The sequence below is a fragment of the Flavobacterium hibernum genome (assembly GCF_000832125.1).
In the GTDB taxonomy this organism is placed as follows: Bacteria; Bacteroidota; Bacteroidia; order Flavobacteriales; family Flavobacteriaceae; genus Flavobacterium; species Flavobacterium hibernum.
In genome coordinates, this window is sequence record NZ_JPRK01000018.1 from 33,159 (window position 1) to 52,334 (window position 19,176).

The 19,176-nt window shown below is 32.3% G+C and carries 17 protein-coding genes; 3 read left to right on the plus strand and 14 right to left on the minus strand.

Going from position 1 to position 19,176, the window contains the following annotated elements:
• Positions 1-393 carry a 30S ribosome-binding factor RbfA gene (gene rbfA, locus IW18_RS19275; RefSeq protein WP_041519807.1) on the minus strand — a complete coding sequence of 131 codons (393 nt, stop codon included), beginning with the start codon at positions 391-393 and terminating at the stop codon, positions 1-3.
• Positions 394-622: 229 nt separating this feature from the next.
• Between rbfA and IW18_RS19280 the strand changes: the two genes are divergently transcribed.
• The 3 genes from IW18_RS19280 to IW18_RS19290 all read left to right on the plus strand — a co-directional run bounded on the left by IW18_RS19280 (position 623) and on the right by IW18_RS19290 (position 6,010).
• On the plus strand, positions 623-1,042 hold the full coding sequence (locus IW18_RS19280; protein WP_041519808.1) for a CBS domain-containing protein: 420 nt from the start codon (positions 623-625) through the stop codon (positions 1,040-1,042).
• 379 nt (positions 1,043-1,421) lie between these two features.
• Positions 1,422-4,412, plus strand: coding sequence for a SusC/RagA family TonB-linked outer membrane protein (locus IW18_RS19285; RefSeq protein WP_041519809.1), 2,991 nt, complete (start codon positions 1,422-1,424; stop codon positions 4,410-4,412).
• Between the two features lie 17 nt (positions 4,413-4,429).
• A complete protein-coding gene (locus IW18_RS19290; RefSeq protein WP_041519810.1) occupies positions 4,430-6,010 on the plus strand; it encodes a RagB/SusD family nutrient uptake outer membrane protein in 1,581 nt (526 codons plus the stop codon).
• Positions 6,011-6,075: 65 nt separating this feature from the next.
• Here the strand turns inward: IW18_RS19290 and IW18_RS19295 are convergent, their stop codons facing one another.
• The 13 genes from IW18_RS19295 to atpE all read right to left on the minus strand — a co-directional run bounded on the left by IW18_RS19295 (position 6,076) and on the right by atpE (position 19,159).
• A complete protein-coding gene (locus tag IW18_RS19295; protein WP_041519811.1) occupies positions 6,076-7,359 on the minus strand; it encodes a murein hydrolase activator EnvC family protein in 1,284 nt (427 codons plus the stop codon).
• A gap of 23 nt (positions 7,360-7,382) precedes the next feature.
• Positions 7,383-8,168 carry a DUF4292 domain-containing protein gene (locus tag IW18_RS19300; protein ID WP_041519812.1) on the minus strand — a complete coding sequence of 262 codons (786 nt, stop codon included), beginning with the start codon at positions 8,166-8,168 and terminating at the stop codon, positions 7,383-7,385.
• A gap of 14 nt (positions 8,169-8,182) precedes the next feature.
• The gene (locus IW18_RS19305) at positions 8,183-9,535 is read right to left on the minus strand and encodes a tetratricopeptide repeat protein (RefSeq protein ID WP_041519813.1); all 1,353 of its coding nucleotides are present in this window, start codon (positions 9,533-9,535) and stop codon (positions 8,183-8,185) included.
• Between the two features lie 49 nt (positions 9,536-9,584).
• Positions 9,585-10,601: a sugar phosphate nucleotidyltransferase gene (locus IW18_RS19310; RefSeq protein WP_041519814.1), complete on the minus strand. Its 1,017-nt coding sequence runs from the start codon at positions 10,599-10,601 to the stop codon at positions 9,585-9,587.
• A gap of 163 nt (positions 10,602-10,764) precedes the next feature.
• A complete protein-coding gene (dut, locus tag IW18_RS19315; protein WP_041519815.1) occupies positions 10,765-11,199 on the minus strand; it encodes a dUTP diphosphatase in 435 nt (144 codons plus the stop codon).
• A 49-nt stretch (positions 11,200-11,248) separates the two neighbouring features.
• Positions 11,249-12,709, minus strand: coding sequence for a lipopolysaccharide biosynthesis protein (locus IW18_RS19320; protein WP_041519816.1), 1,461 nt, complete (start codon positions 12,707-12,709; stop codon positions 11,249-11,251).
• A 92-nt stretch (positions 12,710-12,801) separates the two neighbouring features.
• Positions 12,802-13,248 carry a GNAT family N-acetyltransferase gene (locus IW18_RS19325; protein WP_041519817.1) on the minus strand — a complete coding sequence of 149 codons (447 nt, stop codon included), beginning with the start codon at positions 13,246-13,248 and terminating at the stop codon, positions 12,802-12,804.
• A gap of 400 nt (positions 13,249-13,648) precedes the next feature.
• Positions 13,649-14,509, minus strand: coding sequence for an ATP synthase F1 subunit gamma (atpG, locus tag IW18_RS19330; RefSeq protein WP_041519818.1), 861 nt, complete (start codon positions 14,507-14,509; stop codon positions 13,649-13,651).
• A gap of 81 nt (positions 14,510-14,590) precedes the next feature.
• Positions 14,591-16,168 (minus strand): F0F1 ATP synthase subunit alpha, encoded by a 1,578-nt coding sequence (gene atpA / locus IW18_RS19335; RefSeq protein ID WP_041519819.1) that lies wholly within the window; start codon positions 16,166-16,168, stop codon positions 14,591-14,593.
• A gap of 26 nt (positions 16,169-16,194) precedes the next feature.
• Complete coding sequence (locus tag IW18_RS19340; RefSeq protein ID WP_041519820.1) at positions 16,195-17,727, minus strand: hypothetical protein; 1,533 nt, start codon at positions 17,725-17,727, stop codon at positions 16,195-16,197.
• A gap of 113 nt (positions 17,728-17,840) precedes the next feature.
• Positions 17,841-18,377 carry an ATP synthase F1 subunit delta gene (atpH, locus tag IW18_RS19345; RefSeq protein WP_041519821.1) on the minus strand — a complete coding sequence of 179 codons (537 nt, stop codon included), beginning with the start codon at positions 18,375-18,377 and terminating at the stop codon, positions 17,841-17,843.
• A 4-nt stretch (positions 18,378-18,381) separates the two neighbouring features.
• Entirely contained in the window at positions 18,382-18,873 is a 492-nt protein-coding gene (locus IW18_RS19350) for a F0F1 ATP synthase subunit B (protein ID WP_041519822.1), read from the minus strand.
• Between the two features lie 82 nt (positions 18,874-18,955).
• Entirely contained in the window at positions 18,956-19,159 is a 204-nt protein-coding gene (atpE, locus tag IW18_RS19355; RefSeq protein ID WP_039113322.1) for an ATP synthase F0 subunit C, read from the minus strand.
• Positions 19,160-19,176 lie beyond the last annotated feature (17 nt).

Here is a 19,176-nt window from a genome sequence, read left to right on the forward strand (position 1 = left end):
TTATGATTTTCTTCTTTTTTCTAAAAGATCACGATTTTCAATTGGGTTTTCTCTGTTTGATAAAGCGTTATCAATTTTTTCAATATAATCTAAAGAGTCGTCAATAAAGAATACCAAATTTGGCACTCTACGCAATTGCAAACGTACACGTTGCGATAAATCGTGTTTGATTAGTGTCGAATTTGATTTTATTCCTTCTAAAGTTTCTTTGGCTTTGTCTTGAGGAAAAATGCTTAAATAAACTGTTGCTACAGATAAATCTGAAGTAACACTAACTTTGGATACTGAAATTACAAGATTAGTAATTCCGTTTTTTCGCACTTCACCTTGCAAAATATCAACCAAATCTTTTTGGATGACACCGCCTATTTTTTTCTGTCTATTTGTTTCCATTATGCAAAAATACTATTTTTAAATTCAATCGTTGCAATTTCAAATTAACTTCGAGTGAATTTACAATCGATTTATCAAAAAAACTCCCGTTTTGGGTTTTCATATTCAAACTATTCTCAAATTTCAACTACTATAAGTACGGATTTGTTTTGATTTAAAAGCTGATAAATATCATCGACATTGTACGAATTATTCTGCAAATTTGATATGAATTTAAAACGTATCTATTATGAAAAAAAGAGAACCAATTAGTCACATTATGACTAAAAGTGTAGTGACTGTAAATCAAAATGACGATTTAAGAAAAGTAGTAGAAAAACTAAAATCGAATTCGATTAGACATATTCCTGTTGTTAATGGCAAAGAAGTTGTTGGTATTATAAGCCGAACAGATGTTAATCGATTGACTTTTGGTGCTTTGTTTGATGGACAAGAAGGCGTTGATGAAGCTATCTTAGACATGCTTAGCATTTCGCAGGTTATGACTTCAAAACCCAGAACTCTTCCATCTGACACAATTATCAAGGATTTGGCAGAAGTTTTTGCAAAAGAGGATTTTCATGCCCTGCCTGTTGTAGATCAAGGAGAACTTAAAGGAATTGTAACAACAACAGATGTTATTAAATACTTTTTAGAACAATATCAATAATATTAGAAACGGAGTTCAACTGAACTCCGTTTTTTACGTCCTATTTTATTACTTTTTAGACAAAACAAAACATTTTATCTGTTTATTAACCTATTATTTATTATAAACTCAAAACTTAATACATAATATTAATTATTAAATAAATTTATTATTAATAAAAAATTAAGCTTTTATTAAAATAAATCGTTTATTTTTTATCTAAAAATGATTAAACAATAATTTAGTTAAAAATCAGCATATCAACTATTTATAGAAAAATATAGTTGTTTCATTTATCAAAACAATCGTATTAGCTTCAAAATTAACAGGATAGAACAGGATACAAAGAGATTGAGATATAAATAAGTTAGTCTGCTCTAACTAACCAAATTTATACCTTATGAAAAACAAAATTAATCATTTGATTATTTTGATCTTTTCCATTTTACTCCATTGGACAGCTTTTGCCCAAACCAAAATGGTATCAGGATCAATAACCGATTCAAACGGAATTCCTATTCCCGGAGCAAACATTGTTGTAAAGGGATCACAAATTAGTACTGTATCTGATTTTGATGGAAAATATTCTATCAGTGCAAATACAGGAAGTGTTTTGATTTTTAGTTCCACAGGATCAAAAACTACCGAAAAAACTGTTGAACAATCCTCAACTCTTAATATTACATTATCCGATGATGTTGCAGAACTTAAGGAAGTTGTTGTGGTTGGTTACGGAACCATGAAAAAAAGCGACTTAACGGGTTCTGTAGCACAAATAAAAGGAGATGTTTTGACTACTGTAACAAGTTCAAACCCATTAGAAGCTGTTCAAGGTAGAGCGGCTGGAGTTGCCGTTCTAAACAATGACTCTTCTCCTGGTTCTTCACCAAAAATTAGGATACGCGGAAATGGTTCTGTTAGTGCCGGTAACGATCCGTTAATTGTTGTAGATGGTTTTCCGTTGGTCAACAGTAACTTAAACGACATTAGTGCAAACGACATCGAATCGATGGAAATTCTTAAAGATGCTTCGTCTGCTGCTATTTACGGTTCAAGAGGTGCAAATGGTGTTATCCTGATTACAACTAAAAGAGGGAAAAAGGGACAAAACAACATGGAAATTGTTGGTACTCAAGGAATCTCTACTCCAACCAGATTACCTAAAACCTTAAACAGAGATAATTTTATTAAGTTTATCAATGACGCTTATACTTATTCTACCGGAAAACCTGTTTATTCGGCTACTAATCCAGCTCCAAACATTAATGTGAATTGGCAGGATGAAGTTATTAGAAACATGGCTTTGATGCAAAATTATTCGCTATCATTTAGCGGCGGAAAAGACAACACTACTTATTTACTTTCGGGAAATCTCTTTTCGCAAGACGGAATTGTAGAAGCTTCCGGATTTAAAAAAATGACTCTTCGAACGAATTTAAACCATGAATTTAAATCTTGGCTTACTGTTGGAACACATTTACAAGTGGGACGCTCACAAAGAGATATTCGAAACAATCCTACTAGCGATATCTTTAGATACGGATGGCCAACAATACCAGTAAGAAACAGTGATGGAAGCTGGCACTATGCTACCGAAGATCCAAAGATTAGTTCTTACTTTGAAGGTACTTGGAATCCTGTTTCAGAAGCGGCAGAAATGACGAATCAAATTTCTTCAGATCGTATTTTGGGAGATGTATATGCACATTTTAAGTTGGCGAAAAATCTAACTTTCAAAACGAATTATGGTGTTGATGTTTCTAACGAAAAACAATATGAATATTATACCTCAAAATCGACTGCCGGAATTGGATCTGGTAGTACTGGTACGGGTTCTCAATATTACAGAAGACAAACTTCTCAATTAACTGATAACATTTTAAGCTATTCTAATACTTGGAATGACAAACATAGTTTTACGGCTACTGGCGTTTATTCCTGGCAAGAATATGTTTACGAAGATTTAGGAGTAAGAGGATCTGGTTTTCAAAATGATGCTACTGGTGCAAATGATATTACATATGCAGACAGAAGTAGCATTACCAATTCTTCGACTAAATATTCGAGCAAATTAATTTCGTGGACTGCCAGAACATCTTATGCTTATGCCGAAAAATATCTTGTTACTTTAACGGGGCGTTACGATGGATCATCGCGTTTTGGCGATAATAATAAATGGGGATTTTTCCCTTCTGTAGGATTAGGCTGGAGAATTGATAAAGAGAATTTTCTAAAAAACAATTCGGTAATAAATGGATTGAAACTAAGAGCTAGTTATGGTGTAACGGGTAATCAGGAAATTGGTAATTATCAATCATTATCAAAACTTGTAAAGGCTAATTATGTTTATGAAAACAACCCAATTTTTGGATTTGTAGAAACTATTGGAAATCCGGATTTAAAATGGGAACGAAACATTCAATATAATGTTGGTATCGATTTAAGTTTATGGAAAAGACTGGATTTGAATCTTGATTTTTATCAAAGACAAACTTCAGATTTATTATACAACGTACCAATTCCAACAACTTCTGGCTACAATAGTATGTTACAAAACATTGGTGAGGTAAAAAATGTTGGTTTTGAAGTTACTGCCAAAGTTCAAATAATCGATTCTAACTTTAAATGGGATTTAGGAACTAACTTTTCTAAAAATAAAAACGAAATTGTTAGCTTATACGGGGATGTACAACGTATTAACATTGGAAGTTCTTCTGCCGGAATTGCTAAATATTTAATTGTTGGACAACCTGTAAATAGTGTTTGGGCACGCGAATCAGCCGGTATTATTAAAACACAGGAACAATTAACAGCTTATCAGCAAATTCGTCCAACAGCAAAACTTGGAGAAGAAATGTATGTTGATAAAAACGGCGATAAAATCATTAATAATGATGATTACATTAATATTGGCTCTACTTCTCCTGATTTCTTTTACGGAATTTCAACTAATCTAAGTTATAAAAATATGACTTTAGATATCTATGGTCAAGGTGCAACAGGTCTAGCATCTGATGAAGATAATAACTATATGATTTTTGGAGAAAATCAAATTCAGAATAGAAATTACATTCCAACTCAATATGCTTACGACAGAATGTGGAGTACCACTAATCCAACAGGAAATTTCCCAAGAGCGGGTGCACAGGAAGTATATCTTTCAAATCGTACAAACGGTGACTGGAATTATTTTGTAATTAAAAATATCAAACTAGCGTATAATTTATCTAACGTAATTAAAAATGTTGATTGGGTAAAACAACTGAATGTGTATGTAAATGCGCAAAACTATATCAATATTGCAAATCACCGAGGATATAATCCGGAGAGCGGAAGCGTAAATTCTCCTTATGTAAAAACAATGCTTGTTGGCTTTAGCGCGAAGTTTTAACTCTAAAAATCTATAAAATGAAAATTCTAAAATATATCTTTTCCGGCTGTGCATTAATGTTATTTGCTCAATGCACGGATTTAACCGAGGAACCTTTTACTTTTTTATCGCCAACGAACTATTATAAAAATGCCGACGAGCTAAACACAGCTTTAGTGGGAGTTTATGATGGTTATCAAAATGGTTTTAATGGTTATTATAAATACATCATGTATTTGGAGGTTCTAACTGAATTTGGTTCTCCTGCTTATGCAAAAGATGATACTCAACTTTGGAATGTATGGGCTGATATGAATAATGCCGATAAAATGGTGATTACAAATTGGGATGATGCTTATAATATCATTAACAGAGCTAATCTGGTTGTGGGCAGAGGTGCAAATGTTACTATGGACGAAAATCTTAAAAAGAGATATTTTGCCGAGGCTCGTTTTCTTAGAGCTGCCACTTATTATAATTTAGTACGTATGTATGGTGGCGTACCTATTCCTGAAACTTTTACCGAAGGACTTAAAAACTTGGCTATTCCAAGAAAAACAGTTGATGAAACTTATGCTTACATAATCGCGGATCTTTTATATGCCGAAGAAAATCTTCCTTTGAAATCAGCTTATGGAAATGGTAATGCATGGAGAGTATCAAAAGGAGCAGCTCAGGCTTTACTTGGCGATTTATACTTAACCAGAGGTGGTATGACTGGCGATAAAACATACTTTCAAAAATCTAAAGATTATTGCGCCAAAGTAATTCAATCCAGTCAATATAACTTGCAGCCCAATTTTAAAGATTTATGGTTCTGGTGGAATACTAATAATAAAAACGGAATCGAATCTGTTTTTGAATTACAATATGGTAGTGTAGAAAATGAGTACAATAATAATCATGTAATGTTTGGTGTAAATATTACCGAAACTACTCTTGGCTGTTATATGTACCATCGTTTTGGTCCTTCTATCCAACATTATCTTTCTTATGATAATGCTGATACTCGAAAAGAAGGTAGTTTTCTAACTAAATTTAATGTCACCGAAAAAGGTAATCCGTCTCATATTATTCAGACTCTTGAGTTTGTTCCGGCAGACAAAGGTTTTTTCCCGGGATCTAAAGGATGGAAAACGGCATCGCCTGGAAACTTAAAATTTTATGACAGAACTGAAAGTTCGGCTTCATTAAAAAAACCTCAGGCAAATTCTTATGCCATTCGATACGCTGATGTATTGTTGGATTATGCTGAAGCAGAAAATGAAATCAATGGTCCGGCAGCTGCTTATTCATACGTTAACAGAATAAGAAACAGAGCAAATTTACCAGATTTGACACCTGGCTTGAGTAAAGAAGCTTTTGCAGATGCTATTTACAGAGAACGTGGTTGGGAATTTGTTGGTGAAGGGGTATTATTTTTTGATGAAATAAGAACGAACCGTATTGGCAAGAATGTTGCAAATCATGTAAAATACGGAAATGACAATAAGATTAATATGTATGTTAACAATCCTTTGCAATTTGTGCCTTCAAAGAATTTCTTATTTAAAATTCCTCGATATGATTTAGATTCTAATCCTGCATTAGTTCAAAATCCGGATAACGTGAGCAACTAAAAACAAAAAAATCCTTTTCGACAGCTAACGCTTTGAAAAGGATTTTTTTTATGTTTAAACTAAATCTATCTGTTTTGCAACCATCCTTCAGGATTGTTGTTTGATGTATTTTGAAGAATTAAAAACTTAATAATTGTTTTTCCTGTGTCTCCACTGGTTCTTACTTTACCTATACTTTGTTTGATTTTTACTTTATCTCCTTGCTCAACAAATACCTGACTTAGATTTTGATATACTGTAAAGTAATCTCCATGCTGAATAAAAACGGCTCTGTTAACAGGTGATAAAATAATAACTTTAGATACTTCCCCTTCAAATACTGCACGTGCTGTTGCTCCAGACTCTGTCGTTATCTCTACTCCTGAGTTGTGAACTGTTAACGACGGATAAAGTGGATGTGGCTGATCTCCGTATCCTAACGAAATAAATCCTTTTTCTACCGGCCAAGGCAATTTTCCTCGGTTTGCTTTAAAATCAGCAGCTAGTACTTTACCTTCTGGAGTTAATGCAATTCTGTCTGACGACACAACCCTAGCAGGCTCATCTGCTTCTTTGGTAGCAATACCTTTTTTCTTGTCTTCCTCTATTTTTTTTCTTCTTTCTTCTTCTGCTCTTAAATTGGCCAATCTAATTTGTTCACGAATCAACTGTTTAATTTTTGCATCAATTCTTTTCGATTCCTGTTGTTTGGCTTTAGTATCAGCAATAATTTTATTCTTATCTTTTTTAATCGAGTTAACTAATTTTTGCTGCTCTTGTTTTTCGACTTCAAGACTTTTCTTTTCTTTTTCATTTTCGGCAATGATTTTTTTCTTCACCGTTCTTTGTCCGTCCAATCGTGCGTTGTAATCTACCAGCTGAGCTGTTTTAGACTGAATCTCTAAACCTTGATTTTTTCTAAAATTGGTATATTGCTTCAAATATTGCGCTCTTTTATAAGCTTGCAAAAAACTCTCTGAAGACAAAATAAACATCGCTCTACTTTGCTCAGATCTACTTTTATATGATTTCAAGATCATTTTTGCATAATCCTTTTTTAATATGTCTAACTCTTTTTTGAGTTTGTTAACCTTAACTTGGTTAATATACATATCATTGCTCAAAAGCTTTTCTTGCTTTGCTGTAGTATTAATAAGTTTCTCTTTCAGTTTAATTTTGTTCGCCTGAATTAAAAAAACATTTACAGCTGATTTTTCTTTTTTCTTTACAGTCTGCAACATTTTTTCATTATCTCTAATTTCTTGCTGAATTTGAGCTTTACGTTCTTCCAGTTTTTCTTGTTGCGAATCTTGCGCCCACATAAATGTAGTGGCACATATAAAAATTAGGCTGAGGAGAAATTTTGGCATGTTTATATTTTCTTTTTGCAAATTTACTTAATTATAACTTTTTTGTAACCACTTGGCACACTATAAGGAAAAGAAAGTTCTTCATTAAATGAAATATTATTATAATTCAAATTAATATTAGTTTTTCCTTTTGGCTGTATTGCATTAATTTCAACAGTTGTTGGCAATGTTCCCTGATTAAAGACTTTATTATCAGAATATAAAATTTGCAACAATATATTTTGAGCCGGTTGCGAAATCTCTTCTTTTTGTACCAAGTATTTTTCGGTATCTAAGTAAAATGATTTTTTTAAACTAGCCGATTTTTCATCATCTAAACGAAGAAGATTTTCTACAATCGTTTGTGTGTACTTTCCATCTCTTAAATCGTCTAAAGCTTCACCAACCAATAAATTTTGAACTTTACTATAATTTAATTCAGTTCCTAACCATTGGCTTAAACTTGTAAAGTCTCCCTCATAATAAGTGCTTTTTATTTTTTCGTAATAACTTACTGTTGTGGGTGTTATTAAGGCTTTTGCCATTGTAATTCCTAAAAATCGTACACTAACTAAAATTTGTTTGTCTTTCTCGATTTTAATCTCGGCCGTAACATTCTGACTTTGTTTTTCGTCAGCATATCTCGCACTAGCTTTTATGTATAGAGTCGAAAAATCTAACGTGTTTTTATAATGGTTTTCAATTATCTTTTTCTCTTCTTTTGGCGAAATTTCTTTGACCTCTTTATTACTGTTTTGCACTGCGACCGCTTTTGATTTACAAGAAACCACAAAAATCGACAACAATACTACTACTATATATTTTTTCATCTGCACTTAATCTTTTACTTATTTTTCTTTAATAATTCATTTGCTTTCAAAAAGTATTCCTCTTTTTTCTTAGCATCTCCCAAACCATTATAAGCCTCTCCTAACTGAATATTAAAATTTGCTTCCAGAGCTTTATCATCTACAACATAATCGAGTCCCATTTCTAAAACGGTTTTTGCGTTTTTAAATTGTTTTAACTGATTATTTCCTAAGCCGGCATAATAATAAAATTGTGGCTGACTTGGATAAATTTCGATCATAGTCATGGCACGTTTAGTCATTGGTTCAAATTGTTTTGCCTGAGTATATGCTTCAAGCAAAAGCAAATTGGTTTCGCGATCTGTCTCTGAATTTGATTTTAAATCTTTTTCATAATATTTAATAGCGTTTTCAAACTGTCCTTTACTATGATAAAATTTCCCAATTTCTTTTGCTACATCAACATTTGGATCATTATCAAAATAAGAAATTGCTTTCTCCAAATCCGCAGAATACTGTGGATTCTTGTTTACGTAAATTAAAAATTCGTTTAAAGTACGATGTTTTATTTTTGAATCAATTTTTGAACTTGCCAAAATCACATTCATTGATTTGATTGCTTTATCAGCCTGATTAGAATCTAAATATGTTTTAAACAAACTCACCTGTCCCCACTCTGAAGTTGGAACTTCCTTTGCCAATTGCTTCGCGACATCTAAAGCTTTATCTGCCTCATTTGCTTTAGAATATAAAAAAATCAGATCTACATAATTAGATTCCTCTTTAGGATTTTGTTTAATCTGATTAATCAAATTATTAATCTCTGTATTTTGAAAATTCCCTTGAGATATAATTTGCATTTTATATCTATTACGATCATCAGATTTTCCAAACTTGGCATCCATTTCGATAATGGTAGCAAGAGCTTTTTCAAACTGATTGGTAATCATATAAAGCGAAATCAAATCGTCTTTATACTCTTCGTCAAATGGAATAATTTTCTGAATTGTCTGTATTGCCAACGGATAATTTTTGGTTTGAAAACTTACATCATAAATCCCCAACCAATACCATTTATTTTTTGGATCTAACTGAGTTGCTTTCTCAAACGAATCCTGAGCTTCTTTATACTGTTTTAGAAACAAATAATTTTTCCCCAGCTCAAAATAAGCTACAGCATCATTAGGTTTTAGTTTAATACATTTCTCTAATGATACTATTGCTTTATCATAATTTTCGATTCCCTTTTGTTTTAATGATTCATAAAAAGAGTCTTGATATTCATCTGTTGCCATAGCAATATCTTCTGGTTCTGTTTGAGCCATAAGTGAAGTTGTATTGCCAAGCAAAACAAAAAATAAAATTACTATAACTCCTTTTTGTATCATTTCTAAAATTTAATCTTTAAACAAAAACGAATCTATCTCTTATAAAAGTTTATTCTAAAACCGAATAATCTCCAATGCTTATGCTTGTAAATTTACCATCAAAAACAACATGATTTCCAATCATTGCATTGTCTAAATTTGCATTTTTGATCTGAGAATAAGTTTGTACTAAACTATTTTTAATTGAACTATCGATTACGTGACATCCTTTTCCAATTGAAACATTTGGACCAACTGTTGTGTTTTTCAACACTACATTTTCGCCAATATAACAAGGAGGAATAATAGTTGAGTTTTCTAATTTTACATCATAATCTACTAAATGTTCTCCGTCATTATGTAAGAATCCAAGCATTCTTGAATTGGTTTCAACGGTAACATCTTTGTTTCCGCAATCCATCCATTCGTCTACACTTCCGGTTTTAAAAACTTTACCGTTAGCCATCATTGCTTTGATTCCGTCGTTGATTTGGTATTCTCCACCATTCTGAATATTATTATCTAAAACTCCTTGAAGTTCTTTTTTTAGATCTCCAACTTCTTTAAAATAATAGATTCCAATAACTGCCAAATCACTTACAAACACTTTTGGTTTTTCAACCAATTCTACAATTTCATTATTAGAATTTAATTTTACAACACCAAATGCTTCTGGTTGCTCTACTTGTTTTACCCAAATTACAGCATCAGCCTCAGGATCTAATTCAAAATCGGCTCTAATTAAAGTATCAGCGTAAGCAATTACTGCCGGCCCAGACAATGACTCTTTTGCACACATAATAGCGTGACCAGTTCCTAATGGTAAATCCTGACGATAGATTGAAGCCTTTGCTCCTAAACTTCCAGCCAATTCTTCTAAACTTGTTACAAGATCGTCTCCAAAAAAAGCTTCGTCTCCTAAAATAAAAGCAACTTCTTCAATAGGTTCTTTTAATATTTTGGCAATATCCTCGACTAAACGATGTACGATCGATTTGCCTGCAACAGGAATTAATGGTTTAGGAACAGTTAAAGTATGTGGTCTAAGTCTTGATCCGCGACCCGCCATTGGAACGATTATTTTCATTTTATATTTTTATTTTATCTGAAGATTAAAAAAATCCTCTTAGTTTGGTTCTTAATTTTAACCGCAAAGTTCGCAAAGTTTTTTCGCAAAGATTGCAAAGTTTTTCATTTCATTTTTAAGATCGCAAAGTACAGAAACTGACTACTGTGACTTTGACTAAAAACTACTTCACTCCAGTACTTCCAAATCCGCCTTCTCCTCTGGACGTTTCAGAAAGCTCTTCAACTTCAATCCATTCCGCTCTTTCATGTTTAGCGATAATTAATTGTGCAATTCTTTCTCCGTTTTCGATAACAAAAACTTCATTTGATAAATTTACTAAAATTACACCTATTTCACCTCTATAATCGGCATCAACAGTTCCTGGAGAATTTAAAACGGTTACTCCTTTTTTAGCTGCCAAACCACTTCTTGGTCGAACTTGTGCTTCGTAACCAATTGGCAATTCAATAAAAAGTCCTGTTTTTACAATGGTTCTTTCTAATGGTTTTAATGTTATAGACTCTGTTAAATTCGCGCGCAAATCCATTCCAGCCGAAGCAATTGTTTCGTAATTTGGTAAAGCATGTTGCGATTTATTGATAATTTGTATTTTCATTTTTTATTTAAAAAGATTAAAAAATCAAATTGAATATTCTAATTCAATTCTACTTTCTATTCATAATTCCTTTGATAGTGTCTTTTTCATTATGATAAACAAAATAGACGAATCCTAATAGTAACGGAATCCCAACAAAATAATTTTCTCTAAATCCATAAAAAGAAATAGCCGAAAATAAAATTGAAATTCCAAGATAAGCTCCAATTTTGTTCATATCATATGGTATTGGGTAATATTTATTTCCTAAAACATAAGAAATCAACATCATACTTCCGTAAGCAGAAATAGTTGCAATTGCAGAACCGTAGTAACTGTATTTTGGAATTAAAAAATAATTTAAAACCAATGTTACAATAGCTCCAACAATTGAGATATAGGCTCCAATTTTAGTTTTGTCAGTCAATTTATACCAAACTGATAAGTTGTTATAAATTCCTAAGAAGAAATTAGCCAATATAATTAAGGGAACAACTTTCATTGCTTCCCAATATGATTTATTATCGAGTAAAAGATATTTTAGAACATCGGCAAAAACAATAACTCCTAATAAAATCAACGACCCAAAAATGACAAAGTATTTTGTGATCACCGCGTAAGTTTGAGGTGCATTTGCGTTTTTTGCATGACTGAAGAAGAAAGGTTCAATACCCAACCTAAAAGCTGTCGCAAACAGAACCATAAACAATCCTAATTTATAACAAGCCGAATAGGCTCCAACCTCAGATTTTGCAAGGTTTTCTGGCAATAAATATCCTAAAAGAATTTTATCAAAATGTTCGTTAACCGCAAATGCAAGTCCAGCAACCAAAATTGGTAAACCATATTTCATCATTTTCTTCCAAAGTACGGGATCGAATTTTCTGCCTAACGAAAGATAATTTGGAGATAATACTATAAAAGTGGCTAAACTCGCCAATAAATTTGCAATGAAGATATATGCAATTTGGAAATTTTCGACATATAAATTATCCCAAACTGAATTAGGGTTTGCAGCCGCCAATTTTGGTAAGTACACTAAAAAGAAGAAATTCAGTAACATATTGATTACTACGTTTCCTATTTTAATAGCCGCATACATCATTGGTCTCTGATTGGCTCGTAGTTTAGAAAAAGGCACAAGAACTAAAGCATCTAAAACTAATATCCAAACGGAATAGGTTATATATTGTACATCAACTTCGGCAAGACTTGCCAATGTATTTCTAAAAATCAAAGCCGCAAACAAAAATATAATTGACGACCAGAAAATCGATATTGTGGAAGTTGCAATTACATTTTTCTTGTCATCTTCAGCACTATAAAACCTAAAAAATGCCGTTTCCATTCCGTACGAAAGAACCACATTAAAGAAAACCATCCATGACAAAACGATCGAAACCTCACCATATTCTGCAGTTGGTAAAATACCAGTATACAATCTTACCAGTAAAAAACTTAGCATTCGTGGCAACACCGTTGCTAGTCCGTAAATAGCAGTTTGTTTGAACAGATTTTTATATAATCCCAAAATAAATGTGTAAAAAGTTTATAAAACAAAAATAACCAATTCTTTGGTTTATTATTGATTTTGTAGGTTCAATAAAAAAACTTGTGCCTAATTTATTGTGTTAATTTATTTTCATCTAATATTTTGACAAAATGAAAACCTTTTGGCCCGTAACCTTGATTGTAATAAAACCTGTGTGCTCCAAAGTTTCCGGTAAAAGCATCTAAAACGATACTGCTACAATCTAAATCAATAGCCTTTTTTTCAACGTAATCTGTCAATAATTTTCCGATTCCTTTAGAACGATGTTCCGGGTTTACAACAAAATTATCTATCTCAAGATATTTCCCTGTCCACAATTTAGTCGAAGACCAACACCCCGTAATTCCTAAGCAAACATCATTTTCAAAAACTGCAATTTGAAAATAATTATGAGGTACCATTTCTAAGAGGAATGATTTGTATTTATCAACAGAAAGATTTGGATAAAGAAATCTCATGGTCTCTAATTGTGCCAACATTTCTTCGATTGTCGTTAATTCTTGTATTTGCAGTTTCATTCTTATAAAAATAGACTTCAAAAATACTCAATTTTTCATTGTCGACAATATAATTCAGAAACAACTACATATGCGAAATCTATAATAAAGTTTAAAAATTCTATAAGTCTTTCTAGGTACTTGCATGTTAACTTTGCTTCACAGGGAATGAGAAAAGCTAATAGATAACCCTTTAAAAAACGTAGAGCTTTAGGACTAATAAAGCTAGTTTGTTCCTACAAAAGACAAAGCAAACAGAGGTGATAAATCTGTAAAATAATTTTATAAAATGGTAATGATTCTTGATTTTTGATTGAATTAAGAATCACCATTTTATAACTAAAATCTAAAAAAATTTCAGCATAAAAAAAGAGCCGATTATCTCACGATAATCGGCTCTTTCAATATATTCTTAAATAAATTATCCGTTCAAAGCTTCTGCTCCACCAACGATTTCCAAGATTTCGTTAGTAATAGCTGCTTGACGAGCTTTATTATAAGTTAATTTCAATTGGTTTCTTAATTCTGTTGCGTTGTCAGTTGCTTTGTGCATTGCTGTCATACGCGCTCCATGTTCTGAAGCAAATGAATCACGAATACCTTTGTACAGTTGTGTTTTCAATGATTTAGGAATCAAAGTTAACACGATTTCTTCTTTTGAAGGCTCGAAAATATAATCACCAGCAGAAACTGCTACATCAGATTTAATTGGAGCTAACGGTAAAAACTGCTCTGTTTGAACAATTTGTGTTGCAGCATTTTTAAACTGATTGTAAATTATCTCGATTCTGTCGTATTCTCCAGATAAAAATTTCTGAGTTAAGTTATCAGCAATTCCGGCAACATTATCAAAAGTTAAATGATCGAAAATTGCATTATGATGACCGTGAACTTTAAAAGATTTACTTAGTACGTCATTTCCTTTTTTACCAATAGGAAAAACATCAACTTGTTTTCCAGCGTAAAAAGCAGAACGGTTTTTAACCTCCTTAATAATATTTGTATTAAATGCTCCACATAAACCTCTGTTTGAAGTTATAGCAACAAGCAATACTTTTTTTACTTCACGTTGAGTTGTATAATCTCCTCCAACTTCACCATCAAGTGTAGCGGATAAATTTTGCAACAACTCTGTTAATTTCTCGGCATAAGGGCGCATTGCAGTGATTGCATCTTGTGCTTTCTTAAGCTTTGCAGCAGAAACCATTTTCATTGCCGATGTAATTTGCATCGTCGATGAAACGGAAGTAATTCTATTACGGATTTCCTTTAAATTTGCCATTTTTTCTAATTAGAAAATTTGATAATTAGCAATTAGATAATTGAAAGAGTCTTTCAATTATCTAATTATCTAATTGTCTTATTAGTTATATTTTGCTGAAATTTCTTTTGCTGCTTTTTCAATAACATCAGTAATGTTGTCATCTAATTTTCCAGCTTTTAAAGCGTTAAGCGTATCTTTATGTTTACTGTTTAGGTAAGCTAAGAAATCAGCTTCAAACTCTTTTACTTTATTTACAGGAACGTTTCTTAATAAGTTTTTAGAACCAGCGTAAATAATAGCTACTTGATTTTCTACCGTATAAGGATCGTTTAAACCTTGTTTCAAAATCTCAACGTTTCTTTTTCCTTTTTCAATTACATTTAATGTAACAGAATCTAAGTCAGAACCAAATTTAGCAAAAGCTTCTAATTCACGGAATTGAGCTTGGTCTAATTTTAAAGTTCCTGAAACTTTCTTCATTGATTTAATTTGAGCATTACCTCCAACACGTGATACAGAAATACCAACGTTAATTGCAGGACGAACCCCAGAGTTAAACAAATCTCCATCAAGGAAAATCTGACCATCTGTAATCGAAATTACGTTTGTTGGGATATATGCAGAAACGTCACCAGCTTGAGTTTCGATAATTGGTAAAGCAGTTAATGAACCACCACCTTTTACGATAGACTTGATAGAATCTGGTAAATCATTCATGTTTTTAGCAATTCCATTATCTGCAATTACTTTACACGCACGCTCTAATAAACGAGAGTGTAAGTAGAAAACGTCTCCAGGATATGCCTCACGTCCCGGTGGTCTTCTTAATAAAAGAGAAACCTCACGGTAAGCAACAGCTTGTTTAGATAAATCATCATAAACGATAAGAGCTGGACGACCAGAATCTCTAAAGTATTCTCCAATTGCAGCACCTGCGAAAGGAGCATAAACTTGCATTGGAGCTGGATCAGAAGCATTTGCAGCAACAATAACTGTATAAGCCATTGCACCTTTTTCTTCTAACATTTTAGCGATTCCTGCTACAGTTGAAGCTTTTTGTCCAATTGCAACATATATACAGAATACAGGTTTTCCTGCATCGTAAAATTCTTTTTGATTTAAGATTGTATCGATACAAACAGTTGATTTACCTGTTTGACGGTCACCAATTACAAGCTCACGTTGTCCACGACCAACTGGAATCATGGCATCAACTGCCTTAATACCTGTTTGTAATGGCTCAGTTACTGGCTGACGGAAGATAACACCAGGTGCTTTTCTTTCTAATGGCATTTCGTATAAGTCTCCACCAATTGGTCCTTTTCCATCAATTGGAAAACCAAGAGTGTTAACAACACGTCCTACCATTTGCTCACCTACTTTAAGAGATGCAATACGTTGTGTTCTTTTTGCTGTTGATCCTTCTTTGATACCTGTTGATGGTCCTAAAAGTACCACACCAACATTGTCCTCTTCAAGGTTCAATACAATAGCTTCAAGTCCGTTATCAAATTCAACTAACTCACCATATTGTACATTCGATAGCCCGTAAATACGAGCAATACCGTCTCCAACTTGAAGTACCGTTCCTACTTCCTCTAGTGTAGCACCAGATTCAAAACCTTCTACTTGCTTTCTTAATATTGCTGAAATTTCAGCAGGTTTGATGTCCGCCATAATTATTATTTTTACCTACTTTTATTTTATTTAAAATTAGAATATAAATCACTAAGATTTTTTAAGCCCTCCAAACTGCTGTAGTCAATTTTCTCTAAATCACTACTACCAATTGAATCTCCTACATATTCTTTTAACTTACTTAAAAATTTATCTTCTTTACCTTTTTTTACAAAAATTTGAAATGCTTTTTCTTGGTTTGGAACTTTAATTACATAAGACTTTGATGGTAAATCTTGATAGATACTCATCTTATCTGTAACATCTACTTCTTTAAAATACTTCCAAGAAGCTGAAGCTAATGAAACTCCTGCCAAAGCACCTAAATCAAGTGCTGTATTATCTTTTGGAGCAACTGTTTCAAGTTTTACCAAAAGTGCTTTATATTTTGTTTCTGTATTATCGTCATTAATAACTCCAAACGATACATTTTCTTTTGCTTTGTAAAAGTATTGTCTAAAATTACCTTTTTCATTTTTAGCAACGACTTTCACACTTTTACCATCTCCAGCAGCATCTAGATCAATCATACCACTACTACTAGATTTTGGGGCAATCTGCTCAAAATCAATAGAAAGTACTCCTTCTAATTTTACTCCTTTTTGATCAATTGCATATCCTTTTTTATCATAGATATTTGCTGAATTTAATTTAGCCTCTTCTGTTTTAGCCAATTTATCAGCTTTTCTAGCATCTAAAAGAACTTCAGCCTCACTTAAAGTCATGTATTTTTGACCGTTTAAGTATGAATTATCAACTACTTCTTTAACTAATCTTTCAGTTTCTGCAGCAGTACTTCTGCTTGTGTAAACAAAAGACGGAGTATAAGTAAATGTTTTACTTGATTCTGTCAATGCAACAACCATTTTTCCTCCTCTATCAACAGCTTTAACTAAAGATCTTCCATTTAATGTTAAAATATCAACATTTAAAACTGGAAAAGGAGAAGAATCTTGTTTCCAAGAAACAACATACTTAGCCACAACTTTAGACATGAACTCTTTGCGTTCAGCATCATTATATTTTGATGTAAAAGCATCTTCTGGAACTTCTCCAGAAAAAACTAATTTTTCAGTTGTATGAATTTGGTAATTTAGAGTTGCTAATTGCTTCTCATCTACTTTACCTGCTTCTTTTACTTTTTCTATTTCTGCAGAAATACTAGGACGTTCTTCAGCAAAAAAAGCATCAAGATTTTCAATACCATTTGCAGTGAAAACATTATACTTTTTAGCAAGAAGCTCAGCAACTGCTTTTTTATAATTTAATGTAAAAGATAATAATTCAAAATTAACCTCTGTTTTTTTAGATCCGTCTAAATTCGTAACAACTAACCAGCTTTTAGAATTTTGAGCATCAATTTTATGCGTTTTTAAATTGGCAATAATACCAGTTGAACCATCTATTGAAGTATAAGTAAATTGTGTTCCGGTTTTGTCTTTCTCAACCTTTGCAATTGCTTTCCCGTCAAATAAAATTTTGTTATCGTCTTCTTTAATCTTTTGACCAAACGACAGTAACGATGTACATAAAACAAATAAAATTAATAAATTCTTCATAGGTGGTATTTAGTTTTGGGTTAATTCTCTCTTTAACACTTGTAAGCTATTATCTACTGAAGCATTATATTGCTGATCAACAATTCTTAATTAAAAATTATGAATAGGTCGATCTAGTTTTGTGTTAACTCTCTTTTTAACACTTGTAATCTATTAGCAACTGAAGCATTATACTGCTGATCACCAATTCTTAAAATAAATCCTCCAATAATTGAAGCATCTACAATATTCTCTATTGTAATTTTTTTATCTGAAAAAGTTGCAATTTTAGCTAAAACTTTAGCTTCTAATTCTGCATCCATTGGAATTGCTGTTGTAACTTTCGCTACTTCAATACCATTGCTTTGATCAAATAATGTAATGTATTCTAAAGCAATCGCTTCTAGAATTTCGAACCTTTTGTTTTCAAACAATAAATGAAATAAACCTTTAGTTACTCCATTTACATTTGCAAAAACTTCTAAAAGAGCACTTTCTTTCACTTCAACTTTAATAGTTGGGCTTTGAATAAATGAACTTAATTCTGTATTTGTTCCAATTGCCGTAGCAATTGACTTCATATCGTTATTGACAACTTCGGCAACACCTTTAGAGTTTGCTAAGTCTAGAATTGCTTTTGCATAACGAATTGCTGCTCTTGTACTTGCCATAATATTAGTTTAACTTTACGTCACCTAACATTTTCTCTACTAATTTAGTTTGAGATTCTTTGTTAGATAATTCCTCTTTCAATAATTTTTCAGCAATGCTTAATGATAAATTTGAAACTTGTGATTTCAATTCAGCCATAGCAGCATTTTTTTCATTTTCGATCGCCAATTTAGCTTGAGCTATTAATTTTTGACCTTGCTCTTGTGCTTCATTTTTAGATTCAGCTATCATTTGCTCTTTCATTTCACGAGCTTCTTTTAACATTGCGTCACGTTCTGCACGAGCTTCTTTCAAGATACGCTCATTATCTGCAGTTAAATTTTGCATTTCTAAACGTGCAGCTTCTGCAGATGCCAAAGCATTGTTAATAGATTCTTCACGGCTTTTTACAGCACCTAAAATAGGTTTCCAAGCAAATTTTGCTAAAAGAAAGAAGAAAACAATAAAGATAATTGTTGTCCAAAAAATTAAACTTTCTGGTGAAGTTAATTGCATAACAGTATATATTTAAAAATTGTTTGTCGTTTTTTGAAAAAACTTCCTATAGCCAACCGCTACAGGAAGTTTTAAATTTTAATTATGCGTTTGTAATTAACGCAACAACTACTGCGAAAAGAGCAACACCTTCAATAAGTGCAGCAGCAATAATCATAGCAGTCTGAATTTTTCCAGCAGCTTCTGGTTGACGAGCGATAGCGTCCATTGCAGAACCACCAATTTTTCCAATACCAAGACCTGCACCAATTACAGCTAATCCAGCTCCGATTCCAGCTAATACCATAATAATAAATTTATATA

Coding starts and splice junctions, on each gene's coding strand:
- atpA (WP_041519819.1), bottom strand. CDS start 16,168: ATGGCGGACATCAAACCTGCTGAAATTTCAGCAATATTAAGAAAGCAA.
- IW18_RS19350 (WP_041519822.1), bottom strand. CDS start 18,873: ATGCAATTAACTTCACCAGAAAGTTTAATTTTTTGGACAACAATTATC.
- IW18_RS19295 (WP_041519811.1), bottom strand. CDS start 7,359: ATGCCAAAATTTCTCCTCAGCCTAATTTTTATATGTGCCACTACATTT.
- IW18_RS19340 (WP_041519820.1), bottom strand. CDS start 17,727: ATGAAGAATTTATTAATTTTATTTGTTTTATGTACATCGTTACTGTCG.
- IW18_RS19325 (WP_041519817.1), bottom strand. CDS start 13,248: ATGAAACTGCAAATACAAGAATTAACGACAATCGAAGAAATGTTGGCA.
- IW18_RS19310 (WP_041519814.1), bottom strand. CDS start 10,601: ATGAAAATAATCGTTCCAATGGCGGGTCGCGGATCAAGACTTAGACCA.
- dut (WP_041519815.1), bottom strand. CDS start 11,199: ATGAAAATACAAATTATCAATAAATCGCAACATGCTTTACCAAATTAC.
- IW18_RS19305 (WP_041519813.1), bottom strand. CDS start 9,535: ATGATACAAAAAGGAGTTATAGTAATTTTATTTTTTGTTTTGCTTGGC.
- rbfA (WP_041519807.1), bottom strand. CDS start 393: ATGGAAACAAATAGACAGAAAAAAATAGGCGGTGTCATCCAAAAAGAT.
- IW18_RS19280 (WP_041519808.1), top strand. CDS start 623: ATGAAAAAAAGAGAACCAATTAGTCACATTATGACTAAAAGTGTAGTG.
- IW18_RS19300 (WP_041519812.1), bottom strand. CDS start 8,168: ATGAAAAAATATATAGTAGTAGTATTGTTGTCGATTTTTGTGGTTTCT.
- IW18_RS19285 (WP_041519809.1), top strand. CDS start 1,422: ATGAAAAACAAAATTAATCATTTGATTATTTTGATCTTTTCCATTTTA.
- atpE (WP_039113322.1), bottom strand. CDS start 19,159: ATGGTATTAGCTGGAATCGGAGCTGGATTAGCTGTAATTGGTGCAGGT.
- atpH (WP_041519821.1), bottom strand. CDS start 18,377: ATGGCAAGTACAAGAGCAGCAATTCGTTATGCAAAAGCAATTCTAGAC.
- atpG (WP_041519818.1), bottom strand. CDS start 14,509: ATGGCAAATTTAAAGGAAATCCGTAATAGAATTACTTCCGTTTCATCG.
- IW18_RS19290 (WP_041519810.1), top strand. CDS start 4,430: ATGAAAATTCTAAAATATATCTTTTCCGGCTGTGCATTAATGTTATTT.